Origin of the sequence: Rhizobium leguminosarum, assembly GCF_001679785.1 — a bacterium.
Classification (GTDB): domain Bacteria; phylum Pseudomonadota; class Alphaproteobacteria; order Rhizobiales; family Rhizobiaceae; genus Rhizobium; species Rhizobium leguminosarum_R.
The window spans coordinates 1,511,826-1,533,989 of the sequence record NZ_CP016286.1 but is presented as its reverse complement, the minus strand read 5'-3'; the positions used below and the strand labels follow the sequence as shown (position 1 = coordinate 1,533,989).

General features: G+C 61.4%; 20 protein-coding genes and 2 pseudogenes. 15 read left to right on the top strand and 7 right to left on the bottom strand.

Features of this window, described 5'->3' with window-relative positions; genetic code table 11:
• Nucleotides 1-109 precede the first annotated feature (109 nt).
• The gene (tmk, locus tag BA011_RS07730; RefSeq protein ID WP_065280004.1) at nucleotides 110-790 is read left to right on the top strand and encodes a dTMP kinase; all 681 of its coding nucleotides are present in this window, start codon (nucleotides 110-112) and stop codon (nucleotides 788-790) included.
• An 8-nt stretch (nucleotides 791-798) separates the two neighbouring features.
• Nucleotides 799-1,824, top strand: a complete 1,026-nt coding sequence (locus BA011_RS07725; RefSeq protein WP_065280003.1) for a DNA polymerase III subunit delta' — start codon at nucleotides 799-801, stop codon at nucleotides 1,822-1,824.
• A gap of 191 nt (nucleotides 1,825-2,015) precedes the next feature.
• Here the strand turns inward: BA011_RS07725 and BA011_RS07720 are convergent, their stop codons facing one another.
• From BA011_RS07720 to BA011_RS07710, 3 genes are all read right to left on the bottom strand, one after another.
• Nucleotides 2,016-3,425 carry an ISNCY family transposase gene (locus BA011_RS07720; protein WP_065280002.1) on the bottom strand — a complete coding sequence of 470 codons (1,410 nt, stop codon included), beginning with the start codon at nucleotides 3,423-3,425 and terminating at the stop codon, nucleotides 2,016-2,018.
• 196 nt (nucleotides 3,426-3,621) lie between these two features.
• A complete protein-coding gene (gene corA, locus BA011_RS07715; RefSeq protein ID WP_065280001.1) occupies nucleotides 3,622-4,617 on the bottom strand; it encodes a magnesium/cobalt transporter CorA in 996 nt (331 codons plus the stop codon).
• A 225-nt stretch (nucleotides 4,618-4,842) separates the two neighbouring features.
• Nucleotides 4,843-5,631 carry a sulfite exporter TauE/SafE family protein gene (locus BA011_RS07710; RefSeq protein ID WP_065280000.1) on the bottom strand — a complete coding sequence of 263 codons (789 nt, stop codon included), beginning with the start codon at nucleotides 5,629-5,631 and terminating at the stop codon, nucleotides 4,843-4,845.
• Between the two features lie 234 nt (nucleotides 5,632-5,865).
• Between BA011_RS07710 and metG the strand changes: the two genes are divergently transcribed.
• From metG to BA011_RS07695, 3 genes are read left to right on the top strand one after another with little or no spacing between them, the layout of a single operon-like run.
• Complete coding sequence (metG, locus tag BA011_RS07705) at nucleotides 5,866-7,416, top strand: methionine--tRNA ligase (RefSeq protein WP_065282447.1); 1,551 nt, start codon at nucleotides 5,866-5,868, stop codon at nucleotides 7,414-7,416.
• A 4-nt stretch (nucleotides 7,417-7,420) separates the two neighbouring features.
• Nucleotides 7,421-8,203 carry a TatD family hydrolase gene (locus BA011_RS07700; protein WP_065279999.1) on the top strand — a complete coding sequence of 261 codons (783 nt, stop codon included), beginning with the start codon at nucleotides 7,421-7,423 and terminating at the stop codon, nucleotides 8,201-8,203.
• Nucleotides 8,204-8,207: 4 nt separating this feature from the next.
• On the top strand, nucleotides 8,208-9,026 hold the full coding sequence (locus BA011_RS07695) for an MBL fold metallo-hydrolase (protein WP_065279998.1): 819 nt from the start codon (nucleotides 8,208-8,210) through the stop codon (nucleotides 9,024-9,026).
• A 267-nt stretch (nucleotides 9,027-9,293) separates the two neighbouring features.
• Here the strand turns inward: BA011_RS07695 and BA011_RS07690 are convergent, their stop codons facing one another.
• A complete protein-coding gene (locus tag BA011_RS07690) occupies nucleotides 9,294-9,920 on the bottom strand; it encodes a TerC family protein (protein ID WP_065279997.1) in 627 nt (208 codons plus the stop codon).
• Between the two features lie 253 nt (nucleotides 9,921-10,173).
• Between BA011_RS07690 and BA011_RS07685 the strand changes: the two genes are divergently transcribed.
• Both BA011_RS07685 and BA011_RS07680 read left to right on the top strand, forming a co-directional pair.
• Entirely contained in the window at nucleotides 10,174-10,851 is a 678-nt protein-coding gene (locus BA011_RS07685; protein WP_065279996.1) for a hypothetical protein, read from the top strand.
• Nucleotides 10,852-10,917: 66 nt separating this feature from the next.
• Nucleotides 10,918-11,295: a hypothetical protein gene (locus BA011_RS07680; protein ID WP_065282446.1), complete on the top strand. Its 378-nt coding sequence runs from the start codon at nucleotides 10,918-10,920 to the stop codon at nucleotides 11,293-11,295.
• 100 nt (nucleotides 11,296-11,395) lie between these two features.
• On the opposite strand, the pseudogene BA011_RS07675 reads toward BA011_RS07680, so the two are convergent.
• Nucleotides 11,396-12,660, bottom strand: a pseudogene (locus BA011_RS07675) (MgtC/SapB family protein).
• A gap of 316 nt (nucleotides 12,661-12,976) precedes the next feature.
• Between BA011_RS07675 and BA011_RS07670 the strand changes: the two are divergent.
• The gene (locus BA011_RS07670) at nucleotides 12,977-13,798 is read left to right on the top strand and encodes a universal stress protein (RefSeq protein WP_065279995.1); all 822 of its coding nucleotides are present in this window, start codon (nucleotides 12,977-12,979) and stop codon (nucleotides 13,796-13,798) included.
• 85 nt (nucleotides 13,799-13,883) lie between these two features.
• On the opposite strand, the gene BA011_RS07665 is transcribed toward BA011_RS07670, so the two are convergent.
• Entirely contained in the window at nucleotides 13,884-14,408 is a 525-nt protein-coding gene (locus BA011_RS07665; RefSeq protein ID WP_065282445.1) for a PAS domain-containing protein, read from the bottom strand.
• 302 nt (nucleotides 14,409-14,710) lie between these two features.
• Between BA011_RS07665 and BA011_RS07660 the strand changes: the two are divergent.
• From BA011_RS07660 to BA011_RS07640, 5 genes and pseudogenes are all read left to right on the top strand, one after another.
• Nucleotides 14,711-15,489: pseudogene (locus tag BA011_RS07660) on the top strand (LamB/YcsF family protein).
• Nucleotides 15,490-15,600: 111 nt separating this feature from the next.
• Entirely contained in the window at nucleotides 15,601-16,308 is a 708-nt protein-coding gene (locus BA011_RS07655) for a 5-oxoprolinase subunit B family protein (RefSeq protein WP_186806518.1), read from the top strand.
• Complete coding sequence (locus BA011_RS07650; RefSeq protein ID WP_065279994.1) at nucleotides 16,296-17,252, top strand: biotin-dependent carboxyltransferase family protein; 957 nt, start codon at nucleotides 16,296-16,298, stop codon at nucleotides 17,250-17,252. Before BA011_RS07655 ends, BA011_RS07650 begins: the two co-directional genes overlap by 13 nt.
• A 111-nt stretch (nucleotides 17,253-17,363) precedes the next feature.
• Nucleotides 17,364-18,056 carry a DUF599 domain-containing protein gene (locus BA011_RS07645; protein ID WP_017960494.1) on the top strand — a complete coding sequence of 231 codons (693 nt, stop codon included), beginning with the start codon at nucleotides 17,364-17,366 and terminating at the stop codon, nucleotides 18,054-18,056.
• Between the two features lie 54 nt (nucleotides 18,057-18,110).
• Nucleotides 18,111-18,995: a LysR family transcriptional regulator gene (locus BA011_RS07640; RefSeq protein WP_065279993.1), complete on the top strand. Its 885-nt coding sequence runs from the start codon at nucleotides 18,111-18,113 to the stop codon at nucleotides 18,993-18,995.
• Nucleotides 18,996-19,008: 13 nt separating this feature from the next.
• Here the strand turns inward: BA011_RS07640 and BA011_RS07635 are convergent, their stop codons facing one another.
• Complete coding sequence (locus tag BA011_RS07635; RefSeq protein WP_065279992.1) at nucleotides 19,009-19,962, bottom strand: alpha/beta fold hydrolase; 954 nt, start codon at nucleotides 19,960-19,962, stop codon at nucleotides 19,009-19,011.
• Nucleotides 19,963-20,263: 301 nt separating this feature from the next.
• Here BA011_RS07635 and BA011_RS07630 point away from each other — a divergent pair, with 301 nt between their 5' ends.
• Both BA011_RS07630 and BA011_RS07625 read left to right on the top strand, forming a co-directional pair.
• Complete coding sequence (locus BA011_RS07630; RefSeq protein WP_065279991.1) at nucleotides 20,264-20,701, top strand: VOC family protein; 438 nt, start codon at nucleotides 20,264-20,266, stop codon at nucleotides 20,699-20,701.
• A 67-nt stretch (nucleotides 20,702-20,768) separates the two neighbouring features.
• Entirely contained in the window at nucleotides 20,769-22,079 is a 1,311-nt protein-coding gene (locus BA011_RS07625) for an epoxide hydrolase family protein (RefSeq protein ID WP_065279990.1), read from the top strand.
• Nucleotides 22,080-22,164: the final 85 nt, after the last annotated feature.

The window sequence follows — 22,164 nt, the reverse complement described above, 5'->3', positions numbered from 1 at the left end:
GCCGGGAAAGGTGAATATGTCGCCGCGGCGAAAGGTTTTCCTCCCCGATATCTTCGGATAGATAGAAGGAGCGGGGCGCGTGCGGCGCCTGGAATGCGGGAAGTTGTCATTGTCATCCGGTACGGGATTGTTCGTTACGTTTGAAGGCGGGGAAGGCGCTGGGAAATCCACGCAGATCCGCCGCCTCGCCGAGGCGCTGAAGGGCGAAGGTCATGACGTGCTGATGACGCGCGAACCGGGCGGATCGCCGGGCGCGGAGGCCGTGCGCCACGTGCTGCTGTCGGGGGCTGCCGAAGCCTTCGGCACGCGGATGGAGGCGATCCTTTTTGCCGCGGCGCGCAACGACCATGTCGAAGAGGTGATCCGGCCGGCCTTGGCCGCAGGCAAGGTCGTGCTCTGCGACCGCTTCATGGATTCCTCCCGCGTCTATCAAGGCATCACCGGCAATCTCGAGCCCGACTTCATCGAGACGCTGCAGCGCATCGCCATCAATGGCGTGATGCCGGATTGCACAGTGATCCTCGACATCCCCGCCAAAATCGGGCTGGAGCGGGCGCAGAAGCGGGCCGCGGCCGACGGTCCCGATCGTTTCGAGAAGGAGCGGCTGGAAACGCACGAGAAACGGCGCGAGGCCTTTCTCGATATCGCCGCCCGCGAGCCGGAGCGCTGCCACGTGGTCAACGCCATGCAGACGGAAGAGGCGATCGCCGCCGAGATCCTGGCGATCGTGAAACAGCTGCTGTCGCCGGCAGGTCGTGCGCGAATGCCGGAAGCCGCTCACCATGAGTGAGGCCTATCATGAGTGAGGAGAGGCCAGGACTGCTCGACGGCGCCATCTGGCCGGCGGAAAATACCAGGCTGTTCGGCCACGAGGATGCGGAGGCGTTCCTTGCGCAGTCCTACCGATCCGGCAAGGGCCATCACGCCATCCTGATCGAGGGGCCGGAGGGCATCGGCAAGGCCACACTCGCCTTCCGTTTCGCCAATCACGTGCTCTCGCATCCCGATCCCGAGACAGCGCGGGAGACGATCGGCGATCCAGATCCAGCCTCTTCCGTCAGCCGGCAGATCATCTCCGGCGCCTCGCACAATCTGCTGCATCTTGCCCGGCCGGTGGACGAGAAGACCGGCAAGGTGAAATCGGCGATCACGGTCGACGAGGTGCGCCGCGCCGGCAAGTTCTTCTCGCAAACGTCTGGCACCGGCAACTGGCGGATCGTCATCATCGATCCGGCCGACGACATGAACCGCAATGCGGCCAACGCCATCCTGAAGATCCTGGAAGAACCGCCGAAGCGGGCGCTGTTCCTGGTGCTGTCGCATGCGCCGGGACGGCTGCTGCCGACGATCCGCTCGCGTTGCCTGCCGCTGAAGCTGGCGCCGCTTGCCGATGACGCGCTCGTCGCTGCCCTTGCCCATCTCGGCATATCAGGTGAGGGCGGGGCGCTGCTTTCGGCCGCCAAGGGCAGCGTCAGCGAGGCGCTGAAACTGTTGAACTACGGCGGCGGCGAGATCATTGCCGCCTACGACGAGATGCTTTCCGCCGAGGGGCCGACAGCCCGCAAGGCGATGCTTCGGCTGGCCGACGCGCTTTCGGGCCGGGAAAGCGACACGATCTTCGATTTCTTCGTCAGCCATGTCGGCAACGACATCATGAACCGTGCGCGCGCGGCGGCCGGCGAGGGGCAAATCGCCGCGGCGGAGCGGCTGGCACGGCTCTATTCCGAGATCACCGAGCGGCTCACCATTTCGGATGGCTACAATCTCGACCGCAAGCAGACGATCATCAACATTCTCGCCGATATCAAGCAGCCGGGCCTTTAGCCTAGTTTCCGTCCATAAACGCTGGTTTTCTTGAGCTTGCAGCGCACTTGGGTTCCGCTTGGTGGCCGCTTTGAAGCCATGCGGTGTGGCTCATGGGTGCTAATTGCGGCGGCCAGGATTTCTGGTGGACATGCGCGCATTGGCAACTGCCGGCGTCACGCCGGTCCGGTTTTGGCTGGCGACATGGGATGTCAGGTCGGCCTGAGGCGGGCGAAGAGGGCGAGATTGTATGCGACCACCGAGGACCAGACATAAGCCTTGAAGTGGTCGAGCCCACGCCAGGTGCAGCGCCCCAAGCCGTAGGCGCGTTTGAGGCAGGAGATGCCGGCCTCGATGCCGGCGCGGAAGTTGCGCAGCTTGCGATAGACCCAGCGGCTCTTGACCATGTCTTCGATCCTGAGGCCGCACTTCTTGTGGAAGGCCATGTCGCAGATGCCCCAGGCTTTGGCTCGGCTCAAATTATCGCGGCTGGCATAGCCGCCGTCGGCCGCCGCCTGACGCGGCGCCTCGCCCCAGATGCCGATGTGGCGTTCCAGCATCGGCAGCAAGCGCTCGCTGTCGGCCGCCGCCTGACGCGGCGCCTCGCCCCAGATGCCGATGTGGCGTTCCAGCATCGGCAGCAAGCGCTCGCTGTCGGCCGGGTTGCCGGTTTCGACGACGAGGTCGAGGATCAGCCCGCTTGTGCCGGTGGTCAAATTGATCTTATGGCCATACTCGACGTCGCGGCTGCCTTTGACGATGATGTCGGCATGCGGCTCGAACAAACTGACCAGCTTGTCGCCAGCCGGCACCGCCTCGCCGGCCAGGACCCGCCGCTCGGTCTGGGCGATGATCCGTTCGATCAGCGGCTTATAGTGGCGGAGTTGGGCCTGCCAGAGTTCGACCGCCGGGCCCGCCGCCAAGGGCAGTTGCGCCGCCGCCTGTTCGAGATAGCTCAAGGTGGTGCGCGTGATCCTGAGCAGCGCGCGATAGTGCTGAACTCGTTTCGGACGACCGCGGGTAAATTGGATCGCCCGGGATCGCTTCTTCGCCGCGCGGCAGTGATCGTGCCATGAGATGGCGCTGCCCAAGGAAGCCGCCTGCTGCAACAGCCGCACCATCACCCGCACGCAGTCCCACAAAAGACTACTGTCGCTCGGTTCGTGCATCAGCGCCGAAGTGACGGTGCTGTCGATGCGCACGACCTTGCCGCGTTCCACCTTGTCCTGCCGGGCGCTCGTCAACAGCACGCGATTGATCGCTTCAAAGGTCCCGGCCCGGATCGCGCTGATCGTCTTGTGCAAGACCGACTTCTTCGGGTTCCACCCCCACGGCAGCCGGGCAAAGGCCCGGAACGAGGCGGAATCTTCCAGATGAAAGGCCAACTCCTCATAACTCAACTGACGGTGTTGTTTGAGCAGGGCGCAACGCAGCACGGCCTCCGCCGGCAGGCCCTCGCGGCCGGTCTCCTTGACGCCGTGGCGGCGCAGGTCCTGCGCTACCAGCCCGAGCAGATCACGATGCTCATCCAGCCATTGCGACATGGCTTTCAGCTCGCGGCCGATCTCGTGTTCGGCGAAAAGATCGAATATATTGGCTTGGACGGTGCGTTCTTGGCGCATTGTCGGCTCCGGCGGTTGCGGGTTTGTCTTTAGAATCAATGGCTTGATCTAAAGTATACCTGAAACCGCCGGGCTTTGCCCGCCGCAATATCGCAATTCCTCCAATAATTTCAGTGGTTTACCGTTTGTGGACGGGCACTGGTCTAGCTGGGTCCGTCCGCCGCATTTGCATGACCTTGTGGTGGCTTGACCGCTGTCAGAGCCATCCCCGCCTCTTGAAATAGAGGTAGGGCATGACGGCGGACAGCACCATCAGGAGGACTGCGAAGGGATAGCCGAGATACCACTTCAACTCCGGCATGACGTCGAAGTTCATGCCGTAGATCGAGGCAACCAAGGTCGGCGGCAGAAACACCACGGCCGCCACCGAGAAGATCTTGATGATCTGGTTCTGCTCCAGATTGATGAGTCCGAGCGTCGCATCGAGCAGGAAGTTGATCTTCCCCGACAGGAAGTTGGCATGGTCTGCAAGCGAGGTCGCATCCCGCTGCAGCAGCTTGATACGCTGCCGAACTTCCTTGGCAGGTTTGCGCTCCGGGCTCTCCAGCGCCGCATGATAGGCGACGAGCCGGGATATGCTGATCAGGCTCTCACGGATCGCCGTGAGGAAATCGGCCTTCTGGCCGATCTGTTCGATCAGCGACCGCAGGTCCTGCGTCTTCTTCGTGACGTTCGAGACCTTGCTGCGGAAGACCTCGCGTGAGACCGCATCGATCTCGTTGCCGAGCCGCTCGAGGGCGTCGGCCAGGCGGTCTATCAGCGCCTCGATCAGGCCGGTCATCAGCATCTCGCCATTGGCGCAGGGAACGCCGCCGCCATTGGTGCGCTGCGCCCGCGACTGGAAAACGTCGAACGGCTTTGGCTCTGCATACCGCACGGTTACGAGGCTCGATCCCTTCAGAATGAAGGTCACCGGCGTCTTGACGGGATCGTCGCCGTCGAGGCCGGTCAGTGCGGTCATCGTCATGAACTCAGCGCCGCTCTCCTGGTAAAGGCGGGCGGACAGCTCGATGTCCTCCATCTCCTCGCGCGTCGGAATGGCAATGCCCAGTTGGCGCTCGACAGACCTGTCTTCCTCCGGGATTGGATTGAGCAGGTCGTGCCAGACCGGAGTAGGAGTGGCAGCTTCCGGACCGGGAATGGGCGGCTCGAGTGCAAGGTGATCGGCGTGGTGCCAGTAGGTGCGCAGCATATGCTCTCCTGATAGATCGCCGGCCTCTCCGGAGCCTCGACCAGGAGACGGGTTACGGAAGCAGCGATCGTGATGACGTCGAACTTCGACCGTCGGGGTTCATCTCGTTTTCCTTTGGTTCGATGACAGTTTTATGAGTGTCATCGGTGCCCGAATGCTCCTGGCCGGACATGAAGTCAAGCGGCTCAGCAAGGCTAGCCAAATGATCGCCCTCCGATGATCTGATCAGCTGATCAGCAGCTTGCCTGCGACCACGGCAAGCGTGGCGGCAAGGACGATGCGGATGGTGCGTTCGTGCAGCTTCGGCGCCAGAAGGCTGCCGATGATGATGCCGGGGATAGAGCCGATCAACAAGGCAAGCAGCATCGGCCAGTCGATCTCGCCGATCAGCCAATAGCCCGTGCCGCCGATCAAGGTGAGCGGTACCGCATGGACGATATCGGAACCGACGATCTCGCGCACATCGAGCCTGGGATAGAGGACCAGCAGGATCGTCACTCCCAGCGCGCCGGCGCCGACCGAGGTCAAGGTGACGAGGACGCCGAGAACGAACCCAAGAATGACGGTGAGGGCGAGGATGGTCGTCGGCTTTGGCGGCGTGCGATCGCCGATGGCACGCCGCGCCAATTCGAGGATCGGGCCACGGAAGACCAGCATGATTGCGGTCATGACGAGAAGCCAGCCGAGTGCGGTGGTGATCGTGTTGGTCACGCCGATGCTTTTGCGATCGACGCCGGCCAGCAGCCAGAGCATCAGCAGGGCTGCCGGCAGGCTGCCGGCTGCGAGACTGCCGACGATCTTCCAGTTGACCCGCCCGTGCATACCGTGAACGGCCGTGCCGGCGGTCTTGGTGATTGCCCCATAGAGAAGATCGGTGCCGACGGCAGTGGCGGGATGGACGCCGAAGAGCAGTACCAGCAGCGGCGTCATCAGCGAACCGCCGCCAACACCGGTGATGCCGACAAGCGCGCCGACGAAGAGGCCCGAAAGCGAATAGAGCGGCTCGAATGTCAAGCAGGCGCCCCCGACGGCGCGCGGCCACGGCCATTCCGGTAGATGAAAACTCGCACTTCGTTCTTGTCCCGACCTCTTTCCCAAGACGGGTAGATTGGCCGAGAAGCCGAGTCAAGTTCACGGCGCTATCGTGCCGTAAATCATCGACAACTGGAAAGTTGAGGTTTCGCTTGACGGTGACATGCGCTAAGAGCGGCTGACCATTTTTATAGAGTTAGCCGGACATTGGCCGCCATGACAGACAAGACACCCTTCTACATCACCACCGCGATTTCCTACCCTAACGGCAAGCCGCATATCGGCCATGCCTATGAGCTGATCGCGACCGATGCGATGGCGCGCTACCAGCGCCTGGACGGCAAGGATGTGTTTTTCCTCACAGGCACCGACGAACACGGCCAGAAGATGCAGCAGACGGCGCGCGCCGAGGGTATCACCGCGCAGGCACTCGCCGACCGCAACTCCGGCGAATTCGAGGCGATGGCGACGCTGCTCAACGCCTCGAACGATGACTTTATCCGCACCACGCAGGAGCGTCATCACGAGACGTCGCGTAACATCTGGAAGCTGATGGCCGAGAATGGCGACATCTACAAGGACAGCTATGCCGGCTGGTATTCGGTGCGCGACGAAGCCTACTACCAGGAAAACGAGACGGAGCTGCGCGCCGACGGCGTGCGCTACGGGCCGCAGGGCACGCCGGTCGAATGGGTGGAAGAGGCAAGCTATTTCTTCAAGCTCTCCGAATACCAGGAGAAGCTGCTTGCGCATTACGAGGCAAACCCTGATTTCATCGGCCCGGCCGAGCGCCGCAACGAGGTGATCTCCTTCGTCAAGTCGGGCCTTAAGGACCTCTCGGTCTCGCGCACGACCTTCGACTGGGGCATCAAGGTGCCGAACGATCCGGCCCACGTCATGTATGTCTGGGTCGACGCGCTGACCAACTACATCACAGCAACAGGCTATATCGAGGACAGGAACGGTCCGCGGGCGAAATACTGGCCGGCTGACGTGCACATCATCGGCAAGGACATCATCCGCTTTCACGCCGTCTACTGGCCGGCCTTCCTGATGTCGGCGAAGCTGCCTCTGCCGAAGCGGGTTTTTGCCCATGGCTTCCTGCTCAACAAGGGCGAGAAGATGTCGAAGTCGCTTGGCAACGTCGTCGATCCCGTCAACCTGGTGAACCATTTCGGCCTCGACCAGGTGCGCTACTTCTTCCTGCGCGAAGTGTCCTTCGGCCAGGACGGCAGCTATAGCGAAGAGGCGATCGGCACCCGCATCAACTCGGACCTGGCCAACGGTATCGGCAATCTCGCCAGCCGCTCGCTGTCGATGATCGTCAAGAATTGCGACGGCAAGATCCCGGAATGCGGGGCGCTCAGCGACGAGGACAAGGCGATGCTGGCTGAGGTCGACGCGCTGCATGCCTCGACCCGCGAGGATATGGGCAAGCAGCAGATCCACCGGGCGCTCGCCTCGATCATCTCGGTCGTCTCCGAGACCGACCGTTATTTCGCCGGCCAGGCGCCGTGGGCGCTGAAGAAGACCGATCCGGAGCGCATGGGCACGGTGCTCTATGTCACCGCCGAAGTCGTGCGCCAGATCGCCATTCTGCTGCAGCCCTTCATGCCGGAATCATCGGCCAAGCTGCTCAATCTAGTCGCAGCACCCGACGACAAGCGCGACTTCGCCGCTCTTGGGCAAGCCGGCCGTCTCGTTGCCGGAACGGCACTCGAAGCGCCGACGCCGGTCTTCCCGCGCTACGTGGCTCCGGAGGCTTGAGGCCGTGCTGATCGACACGCATTGCCATCTTGATTTCGCCGACTTCGAGGCGGAGCGGGACGAGATCGTCGCGCGCGCGCATCAGGCTGGCGTCGCGCAAATGGTGACGATCTCGACGCGGGTACGCAAGCTCGAGACGCTGCTTGCCATCACTGAGAAATATCCTTCGGTGTTCTGCTCGGTCGGCACGCATCCGAACAATGCCGACGAAGAGCTGGATATCCAGACGGAAGAGCTGGTGCGTCTCGCCAATGCCCATGAGAAGGTGGTGGCGATCGGCGAGGCCGGTCTCGACTATTTCTACGACACGCAAAAGCCCGAGGACCAGCAGACAGGCTTCCGCCGCCATATCGCGGCGGCGCGCGAGACGCAGCTGCCGCTCGTCATCCACAGCCGCAGCGCCGACGAGGACATGGCCGATATCCTGACGGAGGAAAGCGGGAAGGGGGCATTTCCCTTCATCCTGCACTGCTTCTCCGCAGGGCCAGAACTTGCCAAGACCGGCGTCGCACTCGGCGGCTATATCTCCTTCTCAGGCATCCTGACCTTCCCGAAGTCGGACGAGCTGCGCGCGATCGCCAAGGCGATCCCGCTTGATCGGCTGCTTGTGGAAACAGACGCGCCCTATCTGGCACCGAAGCGCTGGCGCGGCAAGCGCAACGAACCGTCCTACGTCGTCAACACGGCCGAGGTGCTCGCCGATACGATCGGCCTTGCCACTGAAGAGGTCGCGCGGATCACGACGGAGAACGCTTTCCGCCTGTTCTCGAAGATGCCGAGGATCTAGCGGCGTGCTCTACCGGCGGCGTTTCACCATTCTGGGCTGTTCGTCGTCACCGGGCGTGCCGCGCATCACCGGCGACTGGGGCGCCTGCAATCCCGACAATCCGAAGAACCGGCGCACGCGCGCTGCCTTCATGGTGCAACAATTCGCACCCGATGGCGGGGTGACGACCGTCGTCATCGACACCGGGCCGGATTTTCGCGAGCAGATGATCAGGGCAGGGGCCGACCATGTCGATGCCGTGCTCTACAGCCATCCGCATGCGGATCATATTCATGGCATCGACGATCTGCGCGGCTATTTCCACAATAGCCGCCGCCGGGTGCCGATCTTTGCCGACCAATTTACGATGGACAGGCTGCGGGAAGCCTTCGGCTATTGCCTGGAAACGCCGCCGGGCAGCAATTATCCGCCGATCGTGCTGCCGGTCGTCATCGAAAATCTCGACGCGCCCGTCGAAATTCATGGTCCCGGCGGGACGATCGCCTTCCATCCGCACATCCAGCAGCATGGGGATATCCACTCGCTCGGATTTCGCATCGGCGATGTGGCTTATTGCAGTGATATCAGCGATTTCCCGCCGCAGACCGTCGCGAAGCTTCAGAATCTCGACATGCTGATCATCGACGCGCTGCAATATACCTATCACCCGAGCCATCTGTCGCTGGAACAGTCGCTCGACTGGATCGGCCGGCTGAAGCCGAAACAGGCGATCCTCACCCATATGCACACGCCGCTCGATTACGACGTGGTGATGGCTGAGACGCCGGACCATGTGGTGCCGGCGTATGACCAGATGAGCTTCGAGACCGAGGTCAGGATTTAGAGCCTTTCCTGGTCAGCTTGAAGCATTCTGCCGGAGCAGGTTTTCGTCAGGGCAAAGGCGATTGGCGACGGGCATGCGCCTTGGTACGTCCGAGCCGATCGCCTTTGCCCTGACGGAAAGATGCCCGGCCCTTCGGGTTGGCTGAAACGGGCCGGCTGATCGACCGGCCGGCTTGGCCGTAGAGTGGGGCTACGACGCGCGCCGGCCGGTCGACCATCCGACTCCGTTTGAGCCAACAGAATGCTTCAATCTGACCAGGAAATGCTCTTAAAGCTTGAACCCGCTCGCTTGCACGTAGGGCAGCAGTTCGACGCCGCCGCGGTGGATCATGTCGAGCGAGACATAGAGGATGATCAGCAGGCCGACATAGGCGATCCAGCGATGGTTGGAGAGCAGGCGGGCGATAAAGTTTGCGGCAATACCCATCAGCGCGATCGACAGGGCAAGACCGATGACCAGCACGCTCGGATGTTCGCGCGCAGCGCCGGCAACGGCCAGCACGTTATCGAGCGACATCGAGACGTCGGCGATGACGATCTGGGTCGCCGCCTGGAAGAAGGTCTTTTTCGGCGCGCCTTCGCCACCCACCGCTTCGTGATTCTCGCCATGGCCGGCGCGAAGCTCTCGCCACATCTTCCAGCAGACCCAGAGCAGCAGCAGGCCGCCGGCCAGCAGCAGGCCGACGATCGCCAGCAGGTAGACTGCGACGCTGGCAAATAGAATGCGCAGAACGGTCGCGGCCACAATGCCGACGATAATCGCCTTGCGGCGCTGCGTCGCCTCGAGGCCGGCAGCAGCAAGACCGATAACCACGGCGTTGTCGCCGGCGAGAACGAGGTCGATAGCAATGACCTGCAGCAAAGCCGTCATACCGGCTGCCGTAAACATGTCCATATGAATATCCCCAATACGTCAAAGCCGTGCTAGCGTCTCGAAGGTTTGACGTCAACCGCTGAGCGATTTCGCAAGCGGCGTAATTTGCGAGTCTGCGCGCCGAAATGGCAGGCAGCAACGAAACAGCAGGCGATGCGGCGGAGCATCGCCATTCCCTTGGAACATTCAACCCAGCCGCCGGTTCTTCAAGTCAGGAAACCAGACTTCGGCCAAACGGATTGGCGGCTGGACCAGACATCGAGAGGAGAGTCCCATGGGCAGCATTTACAATGATACCAACCCGTCCTTTTCAGGCCCGACAGGCGGCAGCAGCCTTGCTGCATTGTTCGACAGCCGATCGGACGCCGAATCCGCCGTCTCCCGTCTTGAAGACGCGGGTGTGCCGGTTGCGAGAATAAGGCTGATGCCAGGATATGAGGCGGACGCAAAAAATGCCGCCGCTATGAGCGAAGACCGCAGCGGCTTCTTCGACGCGCTGGCAGACTTCTTCTTCCCCGACGAAGATCGCGCGGTCTACGCAGAAGGGCTGCGGCGAGGCGGCTTCCTCGTCCAGGTCAATGATGTCGATGACGCGCTCTACGAGACCGTCCACGATATTCTGGACGATGAAGGCAGCATCGACATGGATGAGCGGGCAGATCTCTGGTCGTTGGAGGACAGGCAACAAGGCGCGTCCAATACCGGTTTTGCCGGATCGGCGCAGGGCGGCAAAGCCTCGGAAAACCTCGCTGTATCCGAGAGCGCATTCGACGATGCGCGCCCGGTGGCAATGCGGGACACCGCGCATGGAAGTGCCAAGGTGCGTGCCTATACCTTCCCCGAGCCTGGCACAGACCCCGGCTCTAAACCATCAAACGATGCCAATCGGCAATCACAAACCCAATCGCAAGGCGGATCTCACCAGAGCCAGGGTTTCCGACGCGACCATTGATATCATGAGGCCCGGCCGCAATGCCGGGCCTCATTTCCTCTCGCTCACCTATTCGAGAACATGTCGATGCAATCATCCATCAACCGCCACGGCCTTCCGCCTGACCCCGACGAACTGATCGCGGAAGGTGATCCGCCATTCGCCGACGCCGCGGAGCAGACGGCGCGTGAAAAGGCCGACGAGAGCCTGAATGCCCTGCAGCATGAGGTCAGGCTGCTAAACGCCCGCATAGGCGTGCTGCGCGAGGACGCCGAAGCGGCGCTCAAAGCCAAGGCCACATCGGTTGATGCAAGCGCCCATGTCCAGCTCGGCGACTATCCCTGGCTGAAACTTGCCGCGGCGATCGGCGCAACCTTCATTGCAGCCAGGCTGGTTCGGCGTCTTCCGCTCGGCGCCCAGCTTGCAGGATTTGCCGGTCATATCCACGAGGTGAGACGGCAGTGACGATCGCTAATGGCGGCTGCCTGGCGCGGACGAATATCGTTCCAGGCACCGATTGAGTGGACACGTCATTGGAGCCGGTGATCGATATGCGAACAAGCGCTCATGTCGAAACCAAGCCGACAATTCCGGCCAAGGTCGCGACACCGCCTGCGATCGCGAAACGAACCGCATAGGCGATGCTCCCCATACTTGCTGCAAGAACGGCTTTCGCAAGAAAATTGGCGAAAGCGGCGACCGCTATGGCGCGAGTGGCTGCGTCAGCAGGCACCTGGATGGATGACAGTTTCGCAACGGCAAGCGTTATCGCATCGAGATCGCCCAGTCCTGTGATGAACGCAAGCGCGATCAGCGACTGAGTTCCAAAGACGATCAAGGTCATTCGCGTCAGGACTGTCACGACGGCGAGAACGAGCGCGAAGCGCAGCACGACCATCACCTCGAGCGGGTTTCGGGGTGAAAAATCGGTGCTGTCATCCGGACGCTGCAGCAATGCGGCGAAGCCGCCTGCTATGGCGAGGGTGGCAGCAGCCGGAGCCAGTAATGGAGCAAGATCCCTGAAAACAGCTGGTGCAATGACCCCGCAAATCAAAAGCACGCGGGCGAGAGAAACGGCTCCCCGCCAGCATTGCTCCCGCTGAGAGGAGTGGGGAGAGGGCAGGCATCTGCTTCGACTGACGGGCGAAGGAAAGCGTCAGCGCCGTCGAGGAAACGATGCCGCCGCTGGTCCCGGTCAGCAGTATTCCGGCGCGGGGCGCCGCTCAGCTTGATGAGTATATAACCGGCAAAGGAAACGGCTCCTACCAGGATCGTCATCATCCAAAGCTCGAAAAGATTGATTGTCTGCCAAGGATCAATCGGTTCGTTGGGAAGGATAGGGAGGATGACGATGGTCATCGTCAGCAGGATCAGGGCGGCCCTGAGTTCAAGCCAGGTCAATCGGCGAAGAAATCCATGCAACGGCTCCCGCGCTGCAAGAAGGGCGGTTATTGCCACAGCGCTTGCGGCCGTTACCGTCATATCCGCCACAACCGCGCCAAAGCCCAGCGCAAAGACCGCCAAGGCCGCAATGGTGCCGGTGGCGCTGTAATCCTCTTCTCGTGCCGCCTGCATGCGGCTGAAGAGGAGAACCGTGATGCAAAAGAATATAAAGATAGCTGTCGGCAGAATCGGCCCTGTCACAGGCTGGAGGAAACCGCAGAAACCGCCGAGGAAACTTGACAAGCCATAGGTGCGGATACCGGCCACTCTTTTGCCTGGCGCAGCCTCACGATCGTGCCAGCCGCGCTCAATGCCGACAAGAATGCCGATTGCAAGCGCCAGACTGAGGCGCTGGAATGCTTCTGTCGTCACCAATGATGTCATCATCCGACGGGTCAAGGCGCGCCAACCGATTCATCGAAGGCAGCTGCGCCGTATATGCCATTGCTGTTCACCCGCAAGCTGCTACTCAGCGGCGTCCGGACGGGGTTGGCTCCGCGAAGTGCTGATATTCAATCGCGCTTCGCATTTCATCGCTTAACATAGATCTTTGCCGCTTCGCCCAACGAATTCCGCTTGCTTCCTGATGAGGACGGTCAATATCACGCTCGCACTTTCGCGGTGGAGCGACCTTGATTTTCGTCAAAGCGCGGGAGACACCTCTGCGCTATGATAACCTCCAACCATTCGGAGGACATCAGCCGTGAAAGCGCAATTCCATTTACCGCTGGCCACCTATCCAGACGCAAGTTCCTTCTCGCTCCTTCAGAACGCTGTCGCTGTTTCCCTTCACCAGAAGGCCGGTTTGACAGCAAGTATACCGCTGGTCAGGATCGAACCCTTTCAGCCGCGATTTCCATCACTCCTTGACGTAGACAAAATGCGTGCGGAGGCGGAGTGCTTGAGTAAGGACAATGGAACCGTTCTCGGCCAGACGCTCCGTGATTATGCGAAAAAGGCTGAGGTCGAGGTCGAGATCCAACCATTCGATGTGAGGGAGCCATTTGTCGCACAAACTCTTGCCGAGCTGTCGCGCGTATACGATCTTTCCATTTTGGAAGCATCTGTGCTGATGAGGCCGCTGATCGAGAGCGTGCTGTTTGAAAGCGGGAGACCGCTCCTGCTTTTTCCCCCGGATAATTTCTCCGGCCGGATCGATGCTGTCGCCGTCGCCTGGGATGGAGGAGCCACCGTCGCGCGGGCACTGGCGGGTGCCAGGTTCTTGCTGGAACGGGTATCGCGTGTCGTCCTGATTTCCGTCACCGATGATAAGCAGATTGACGAGCGCAGCCGAGACCGCCTTGCGACCGCGCTCCGAAAGGCTGGTCTTGCCGTCGATATCGCAGCCGTGCAAGCGAAGGGAAACTCGCCAGCCAGCGTCATCCAAGCTGCCGCCCGGGAACGCAAGGCAGATTTGCTCGTCGCCGGCGCATTCGGCCATTCGAGACTACGCGAATTCCTCTTGGGAGGGGTGACACGGTCGCTGTTGACCCACCTCGAAATGCCCACTCTCCTTTGTCACTAATTCAGAGTGCGCGCGGCGCGTCGCCGACGGCAGCAATATCGCCATCACCGAAAGTCTGATGCCACAACCAACGCTTTGGAAGGAATCAATGAACCTGCGCGACGTCTGAAGGCATCGGCTTGGCAAGCTCCTTGACGATCGCTTCAAGCGCATCGGCCGTTGCCCGCAGGCCGGATGACCGCGCAATTTTCAGTGCCGCATTGCAGTGAGCGGACAATTCGTCTTGCTCCCCGTGATCATTCGTCGGGAATACGATTCCCGCATATTGCGATGGGTTTCCAGCTTCATCCCTGAAACAGCGGCCCAAGGCCGCGACGGCGACTATTTGCCCGCTTCGATCAAATACACGATAGTCACAGCGATACGGATTTCCAGTAATCACCGAATCTGAAATCGCCTTGGCGACAGACGGCTTGTCGTCCGGGTGAATCCGGTCGAGGTATCGTATGACCGGCAGCCCCGTGAGAGTCTCTTCGGGATCAAGCCCAAAGAGGTTTGCCAGCGCCGAATCCGCATAAACCTTGTCGGTCGCCAACTCCCAGGTGAAAATGCCAGGCTCTTCGGTAAAAGAAAATTCGGACGTTCCCAAAGCTCTGTTGACAAGACTCATTCCGCATCCCCGGTCTGCACGCCAATGCTGCCGGGTGGCTACGTCCCCCGGTTCTTGAAAGAATACGACGCGCTCGATCAACAACAGGGCGGTCGACCATTTCACCCCCGATCTTAGCCGCGTTTCCATCGGACGCAACTCCAAGGACAATCCGCGGGCCTGCGACCACCACACACGCTCGTTGCGCGCAACCAGCGGAGTCGTTTTCTTGACGCGCACAGCGAAGATGTGCTCCACCTCGGCTTCGACGTTCCAGAAAGCGACGAAGCTGACAAGACCGGCGCGAAGGGTTGACGGAAATCATGACGAAAATCGATCTCAATTCTGATCTGGGGAGGCGTTTGGACCCTGGCGCATGGGCGACGACAAGGCGATCCTGGACGTCGTCACCAGTGCAAACATCGCATGTGGCGGCCATGCCGGGGATCCAGCGACGATGGTCGAGACGCTCACACTCGCAAGCGAGCGGGGTGTCGTCGCCGGAGCCCATCCGGGTTTTGCAGATCGCGAGGGCTTCGGGCGACGTCTGATCCCCTTGAGCATCCGGGAAGTGGAGCAGCTTGTGGCGACGCAGACAGGCGCGCTGATGGGAGCTGCGGCTCTGGCGGGCGCCCGGGTCCGCTACGTCAAACCGCACGGCGCACTCGCCAATTGGGCGGCCGACGAACGGCCGGTCGCCGACGCCATCATCCGCGCAACCCGAGCGGTCTCACCGGAACTGGCCATACTGGCGATCTCCGGAACAGAGCTGGAGCATGCGGCCCGCGATGCCGGGATGACCGTCTTCAGCGAGATTTTTGCCGATCGCGGCTACCTCTCCACGGGTCGGCTCGTTCCGCGCAACTTGCCGGGAGCGATGATCGATGATCCCGTGGAGGCAGCTTCGAGATTGATCGGGTACCTGTCCCGCGGCCTCATGCCGACGGTCGACGGCGTTCCGATCCCTCTCGATGCGCACTCGATCTGCGTTCATGGGGACAGCCCAGGAGCGCTTGCCATGGCCGTCCATGTGCGCCGGGAATTGCAGAAGGCAGGCATCGAGGTGGGGCCATTCCTCCAGCCGACACAGGAAAACAGGTGATGGCCAAAGGCTATCTTATCGCCCAGGTTACCGTCACCGATCCGGACGCCTATCGGACCTGCGCGCGGGCCGCGGATGCGGATTTCATTCTGATCGAAGGCGCCGACTGAGGTGTCACAGGACCCATCCGCAGCGTCCGGCAGCGTTCCGACCTACCGCCCGGTGGGCGGGCACGCGGTGCTCGTCGAATTCGGCGCGACCATCGATAAACGGATCCACGATCAGGTCGTCAAGCTGGATGCCGCCTTGAAGGCGGCACCCTTTGAAGGATTCGTCGAAGCCGTTCCGGCCTATGCCAGCATTCTCATCTGCTTCGACCCGCTCGTGGCCGATCATCGGACGACGGAGGCGGCCATTGCCGAACTTCTGGGGGCTGAGGTTCCACAGACGATCGGGGCGATGCGCGAAGTCGAAGTCTGCTACGATGCTGATCTTGCGCCCGATCTTGCCGCCGTCGCCGAGGCAAGCGGATTATCGCCGGAAGACGTTATATCCGCCCATCTATCCGGCGACTACAGCGTCTTCATGTACGGCTTCGCTCCAGGATACGCTTACCTCGCAGGCGTGCCCAAAGCCATTCAGCAGCCGAGGAAGCCGGCGCCTATTCGTGGCATCGCCGCCGGAAGCGTGCTGATCGCCGGTCCGCAATGCCTGGTGAGTACGCTCACCATGCCGACCGGCTGGTGGATCATCGGCCGCTCGCCGACGAAGATCCTCAACCCCGCGTCCAGCGACCGTCCGTTCCTTTTCGACGTCGGCGACGCAGTGTGTTTCCGCCGCATATCGAGGGCCGAATTCGACGCGAGGTGCCTCGCATGAGCCAAGCCATCCTTGCAATCAACTTCGCGGGTCCTCACGTCGCGGTCCAGGACGGAGGACGTCACGGATTGATGCGTTACGGCGTTCCGGCCTCCGGTCCGATGGACAGGACCTCGTTTGCCGCCGCCAACGTCGCCGTCGGCAATCCTGCCTTTCAGCCGGCAATCGAAGTCTCCATGGGCGGCCTGGTTCTCGACTGCATCTCGGGGGAGGTTACGTTCGCCGTCGCGGGAGGAGGCTTCATCGTAGAGCATGCCGGCGACAAGCGCGGCGCATGGATGGTCGCCACCTTGAGGGCCGGGGAGCGGCTGGCAATTCGTCCGGGACACTGGGGAAGCTGGACGTATCTGGCCTTCGCCGGTCATATCGAGGCGAAGATCTGGCTGGGCAGCATGTCGACGCACAGTCTCTCCGGCCTTGGCGGCGGGCGCCTTGCTGCCGGACAGACGGTCACCGTCGCCGATCCGGAAGTGCGAGACGGTCGACATGGTCCGATCATATGTCCGGTCATCGCAAGACCGCGGTCCGCGCTGCGTGTGGTGGTCGGTCCACAGGATCGGTTCTTCTCGAAAGAAACCTTGTCGAATTTCGTTTCATCGCCTTTCCGCCTGAGCGACTCCTATGACCGCATGGGAGTACGCCTCCAAGGTCCGTCGCTTGCGCCAAGCGTCGCGCTGGACATGCCGTCGGAAGCGATCGTGCGGGGCTCTGTGCAGGTCGCCGGAGACGGTGTTCCCACCATTCTGCTGGCCGACCACCAGACGACCGGAGGATATCCCAAGATCGCCACGGTGGTGGATTCGGATCTGGACGGCTTCGTCCAGTTGCGCCCACGCGACCATATCGGCTTCCTGGCCGTGACACCGCAGCAGGCGATTGAACACATTCGGCTTCGGGCTTCGACGATGTCCCGTTACCTCGCGGCAGTCCGCGACGGACCATGACGCGCGACCATAGGCATGTCGATCTGAAGGGTAGGGCGGCGATAGGCGCTTGGAGCTGCCGTTAGCTCGAAGTACTGTTCAGAAAAAATCCACATTCGGTTCGGGGGCACCATGGATTTTCTGAACATCGCGGCGATCGTTTTCTTCCTCCTCGTCTGGGTGGCCGTCGAGCCTTTGATGGCAGCAGGGTGGCCGAGGAAGAACGACAGCCTTTCCGTTGACATGGTGCGCATTCGCGCCGCCTGGATGCGGGAGGTGCTGACGCGAGACAACAACTTCATCGGCGATGCCGCGATCCTCGGGCACACGATCAATTCGGCGTCCTTCTTCGGCTCCGCCAATCTCATCGTCATCGTCGGGCTCAGCGGCGCGCTGTTCATGGAGCCGAACTATGGATCGGGTGGTGGCCTGATCGCGATGTTTGCGGCCCAGGATCCGGCGTGGTTTTTCCAATGCAAGGTCCTCCTGATCATGGCGACGCTGCTGCGGGGCCTATCCGATTTCATCTGGGCGGTCCGGCAGATCAACTACTGCCTGGCGGCGATCGGGGCGAGCCCATCCCGCGATGAGGAGAGGGACATCGGCGGCTGGACGAATGCCCTGACCCTGGTTTTGAACCCTGCGCTTCGATCGTTCAGTGTCGGCGTCCGGTCTTATTACTTCACCTTCGCAGCCGCCTTCTGGTTCCTCGGGCCAATCCCCTTCGCTGTTGCGACCATCCTGAGCGTCGGCGTGTTGATCTGGCGTCAATCCTGGTCGGATGCTGCGAAAGGGATCATGGCCATACGCAAGCTGCTTGACTAAAGCCAAGTCTTAGGCTGGGCTTGAACAGAAGCGGCATCTTAATGGCGGTATCAGATGGATCGTCTCGAAGCGATGCGCATATTGCTGGCGGTCGTCGACGCCGGGAGCATCTCGGCCGGCAGCAGGAAGCTCAACGCGCCATTGCCCAGCGTCAGCCGCAAGGTCGCCGAACTTGAGCGGCAGCTTGGGGCAAACCTCATCGTCCGCACCAGCCGCAATCTGCAGCTCACTGATGCCGGGCGCGACTATGTTGACGCCGCTCGAAAGATCATGGCGGATCTCGATGAGGCCGAACGACGAGCGTCGGGGGAATACCAGACGCCCAGAGGCGTGCTGACGATCACGATGCCGATCGAATACGGGAGCCGCTACGTGCTGCCCATTGCGCTGAGTTTCATGGACAAATACCCGGAGGTGTCGCTGAACCTTCTGTCGCTCGACCGCACGGTTGATCTCGTGTCCGAGCAGGTGGATATCGCGATCCGTCTCGGCGACCTCGCCGAAAGCGCCCTCCATGCCGCCAAGGTCGGGGAATTCCGCCTGCTGACCTGCGCGAGCCCTGCCTATCTCAAGCGGCATGGCATGCCGGAGCGTCCCGGCGATCTCATCGATCGCGACGGGATCATCTTCAACAAGCGAACATTCTTCTGGAGATTCGACGTCGATGGTACACCGATGGAGGCGGTGCCCCGCAACCGGCTGGAAGTGAATACCGCGGCAAACTGTGTTGCGGCGGCGGTCGGCGGGGCGGGGATCGCGCGGCTGTTCGACTATCAGATTCCAGACGAGCTGGCGTCCGGCGCGCTCGTTCCCATCCTCGGCGATTTCGACGGCCCACCCCAGCCCATTCATATCGTCTACGCGCGACAAGGGCTTCTCGCGTTGAAGGTACGGGCTTTCGTCGACTGGGCACTGCCGCGGCTGCGCGCATCCTCATGAAGATAATCAAACATTATCTGAATGATGCGTAGATCTCCTCAACTGTTTGTTTCGGGTTCTGAAGGTGCGGAAAGTGACCAATGCCGGGCAGGACATCGACTTTTGCACCGATCTTGCCAGCGAACTCGATGCCCATCTCGCTGCTGATATAGATGTCCTTCTCGCCCCAGATCACTTTCACGAGCGTTTTCAGCCGGTCGAGGTTGGCCTCCAGGTGATGCTGGTCGCGGGTGAAATTCGCGTAGTAGTGGGCAAAGGCGTCCACCGACGTGACGCCGTTGAGGCTCCACGAATGGCTCATGTCTTGCTGGACCTCGATCGGCAGATCGAATTGTTCAGCGGATGAGAGGCCGCGCCTGTGCACGTTTTGAAGGATCTCGTCGCTCGTCTTGTTCATGTAGGTGCGGGTAGGCGAGGCGGTCGGCTCGGCTTTGAGGTTCTGCAGGTTCTCCCACATATATTGCGGCCGGTCGAACGGCGCGAAGTCCCCGACGATGATCTGTCTGGCGATTTTCGGCTCTTCGAGGGCAAGTAGCAGAGCGGGGAGGGCAGCGATATCAGTCGCATAGATCACGAGCTTCGACCCGTCGATGCCTGCCCGCTCGATATAGGCCTTCAACACTCGGGCGTACGCCCTCGGCGCATAGGAAAACCGGTCCAAATCCGGGCGCGACGACTGCCGGTAGCCCGGCCAATCGAAGGCATGGACGTCGTAGTCGTGCGCAAGAGTTGTCGCGATCTCCTTCCACACCGTCAGTGTTTCCGGAAACCCATGCAGGAAAAGCACGGTGCCTTTTGGCGAGGAGGCGCGGACAACCATCCTCCTCAGCGTCAGGACTTCGTCGATCTCGATGAAGTCGACGACGTCATGCGCGGCTTCTCTGGACGCGGAAACGAAGGCTTCAGCCGCCTGGGAAGAGAGAGTTGCTGCGGCTGATGCAGCATTTACGGTTTTGTCCTTAGACATAGGCTGTCCTTTCTGAACGGCGGTCAGCCAAAGCCCAAGCGCCGGCTGTCTCCACAAATAATTGAGCATGGCGTGAGCCCGCGGTAGCCGGAGAAAGTGAGAGGAACCCTCTCGACGGCGGCAGCGGCAATCCGGCTGCCCAAGGCTGACATCTGAATGAGAGGGTGCCTCTCACTTTCCCGAGGTGCCGGCCGGCCGTCGACCCGCCCAAATATCCACCAACCGCCGATTTGAGACAGCTCGTTGGCGTTTGCTTGCGGACGGCAGAGCGTCGGCCGCGACAATATAAGGAAGAACTGATATGACTGACATTACCCAAAGCAGACAGGTTGCGGCCACCCCCGACAAGGTCCGCGGCCTCCCGGGCCACGTCACTGTCGGCACGAACGATCTGGATGCCGCCTCGGCATTCTACGACAAGCTTCTGGCCGTGTTCGGGATCGGACGAGTCCTCGTCCAGCCCAACCGAGCCATCTACTACGGTCATCGCACGCTCGAATTCGGCATCATCAAGCCGTTCGATGGCCGCCCTGCCACCGTCGGCAACGGTGGAATGATTGCTTTCGAAGCTCCGTCCCGTTCAAAGGTCGACGAAGCCCATGCAACTGCATTGGGTGGCTCGGACGAAGGGGCTCCTGGTCCGCGTGGCGAGAACGGCACGGGTCCTTACTGCGCATATTTTCGCGATCCCGAAGGCAACAAGCTTCTGATCTTTCGTTCCGGAGCGGACCAAGCCTGACATTTTCGGCATTGAAGCGGGCAGGGCATCTTTTCCTCTCCTCGATATCACGAAAGGACACGGCATCATGGCAATGCTGAACGTTTTGAAACACCGCGACGTATCGCGCCGCTCACTGCTGTCAGGCTTTGCCGCGGCCGGCGTAACCGCCGTTTTCCTTCCTCGCACGTCCAACGCCGCTGATGTTGTCGGCGTCGCGTCCGAGGAGGTTCGACCGTTCAAGGTTGAGGTCTCCGAGGCGGCGTTCGCAGATCTCAGGCGGCGTCTCGCCGAGACTCGGTGGGCCGACGGCGAAACCGTCATGGACCGTTCGCAGGGCGTCCAGCCCGACAGGCTGAAGGAGCTGGTGCGCTACTGGCAGTCGTCTTACGACTGGCGGAAGGCGGAGAGCAGGCTGAATACATTTCCGCAGTTTCTCACCGCTGTCGATGGACTGGACATCCATTTCATCCATGTCCGTTCCCGTCATGAAAACGCGCTGCCGCTGATCATGACCCACGGCTGGCCAGGTTCGGCCTTCGAGCTGCTTGATGTCATCGGGCCGCTGACGGATCCGACGGCGCATGGCGGCACGGCTGATGATGCCTTCCATCTGGTGATCCCTTCGATTCCAGGATTCGGCTTTTCCGGCAAACCTCCTGCAACAGGTTGGAACCCCCAGCGGATAGCGGCCGCCTGGGACGTGCTGATGAAGCGTCTGAACTATGACCGCTATGCCTCGCAAGGCGGTGACTGGGGCGCGATCATCAGCGACGCCTTGGGTCGCCAGGCGCCCGAAGGGCTGCTCGCGATCCACGTCAACCGGGTCGAGCGTGCCACGACGTTTCCATCGGACGCAGCGCAGGCTCTTAAAAATGGAGGGCCGGCTCCGGATAACTTGTCTGCCGATGAGAAGGTCGTCTTCGACGAGGCCCGGGACTTCCTCAACAACGGCTTCGGTTACGCAGCGATCATGAGCACGCGGCCGGAAACGATCGGTTACGGCATTGCGGATTCTCCGGTCGGCCTAGCCGCCTGGCTTTACGACAAGATCGCCGACTGGGTGTATACACGCGGCGACCCCGAACAAGCTCTTGGCAAGGATGCCGTCCTCGACAACATCACACTGTACTGGCTGACGAATACCGGCCCCTCGAATTGCCGCATCTATTGGGAAAACGTCATGTCGGGCGCGAAGCTCACGCCCGTCAAAGTCCCGGTCGCCGTCACGGTGTTTCCCGGAGAGGTCTACAAGCCGCCAAAGCACTGGCTGTCGAAGGCCTATCCGAAACTTATCTACTACAACCACGCCTCCAAGGGCGGTCACTTCGCTGCCTGGGAGGAGCCGGAACTCTTCAGCCAGGAGATCCGGGAGGCCTTCAGAAGCGTGCGGTCTTAGCGCCGCCTGGCCTTTGGTTCGCAGTCTGCGCCCCGAGACCGGTTCGTCGATTGACGTTGGTCGTGCAACGCTTCACAAAGTCCGA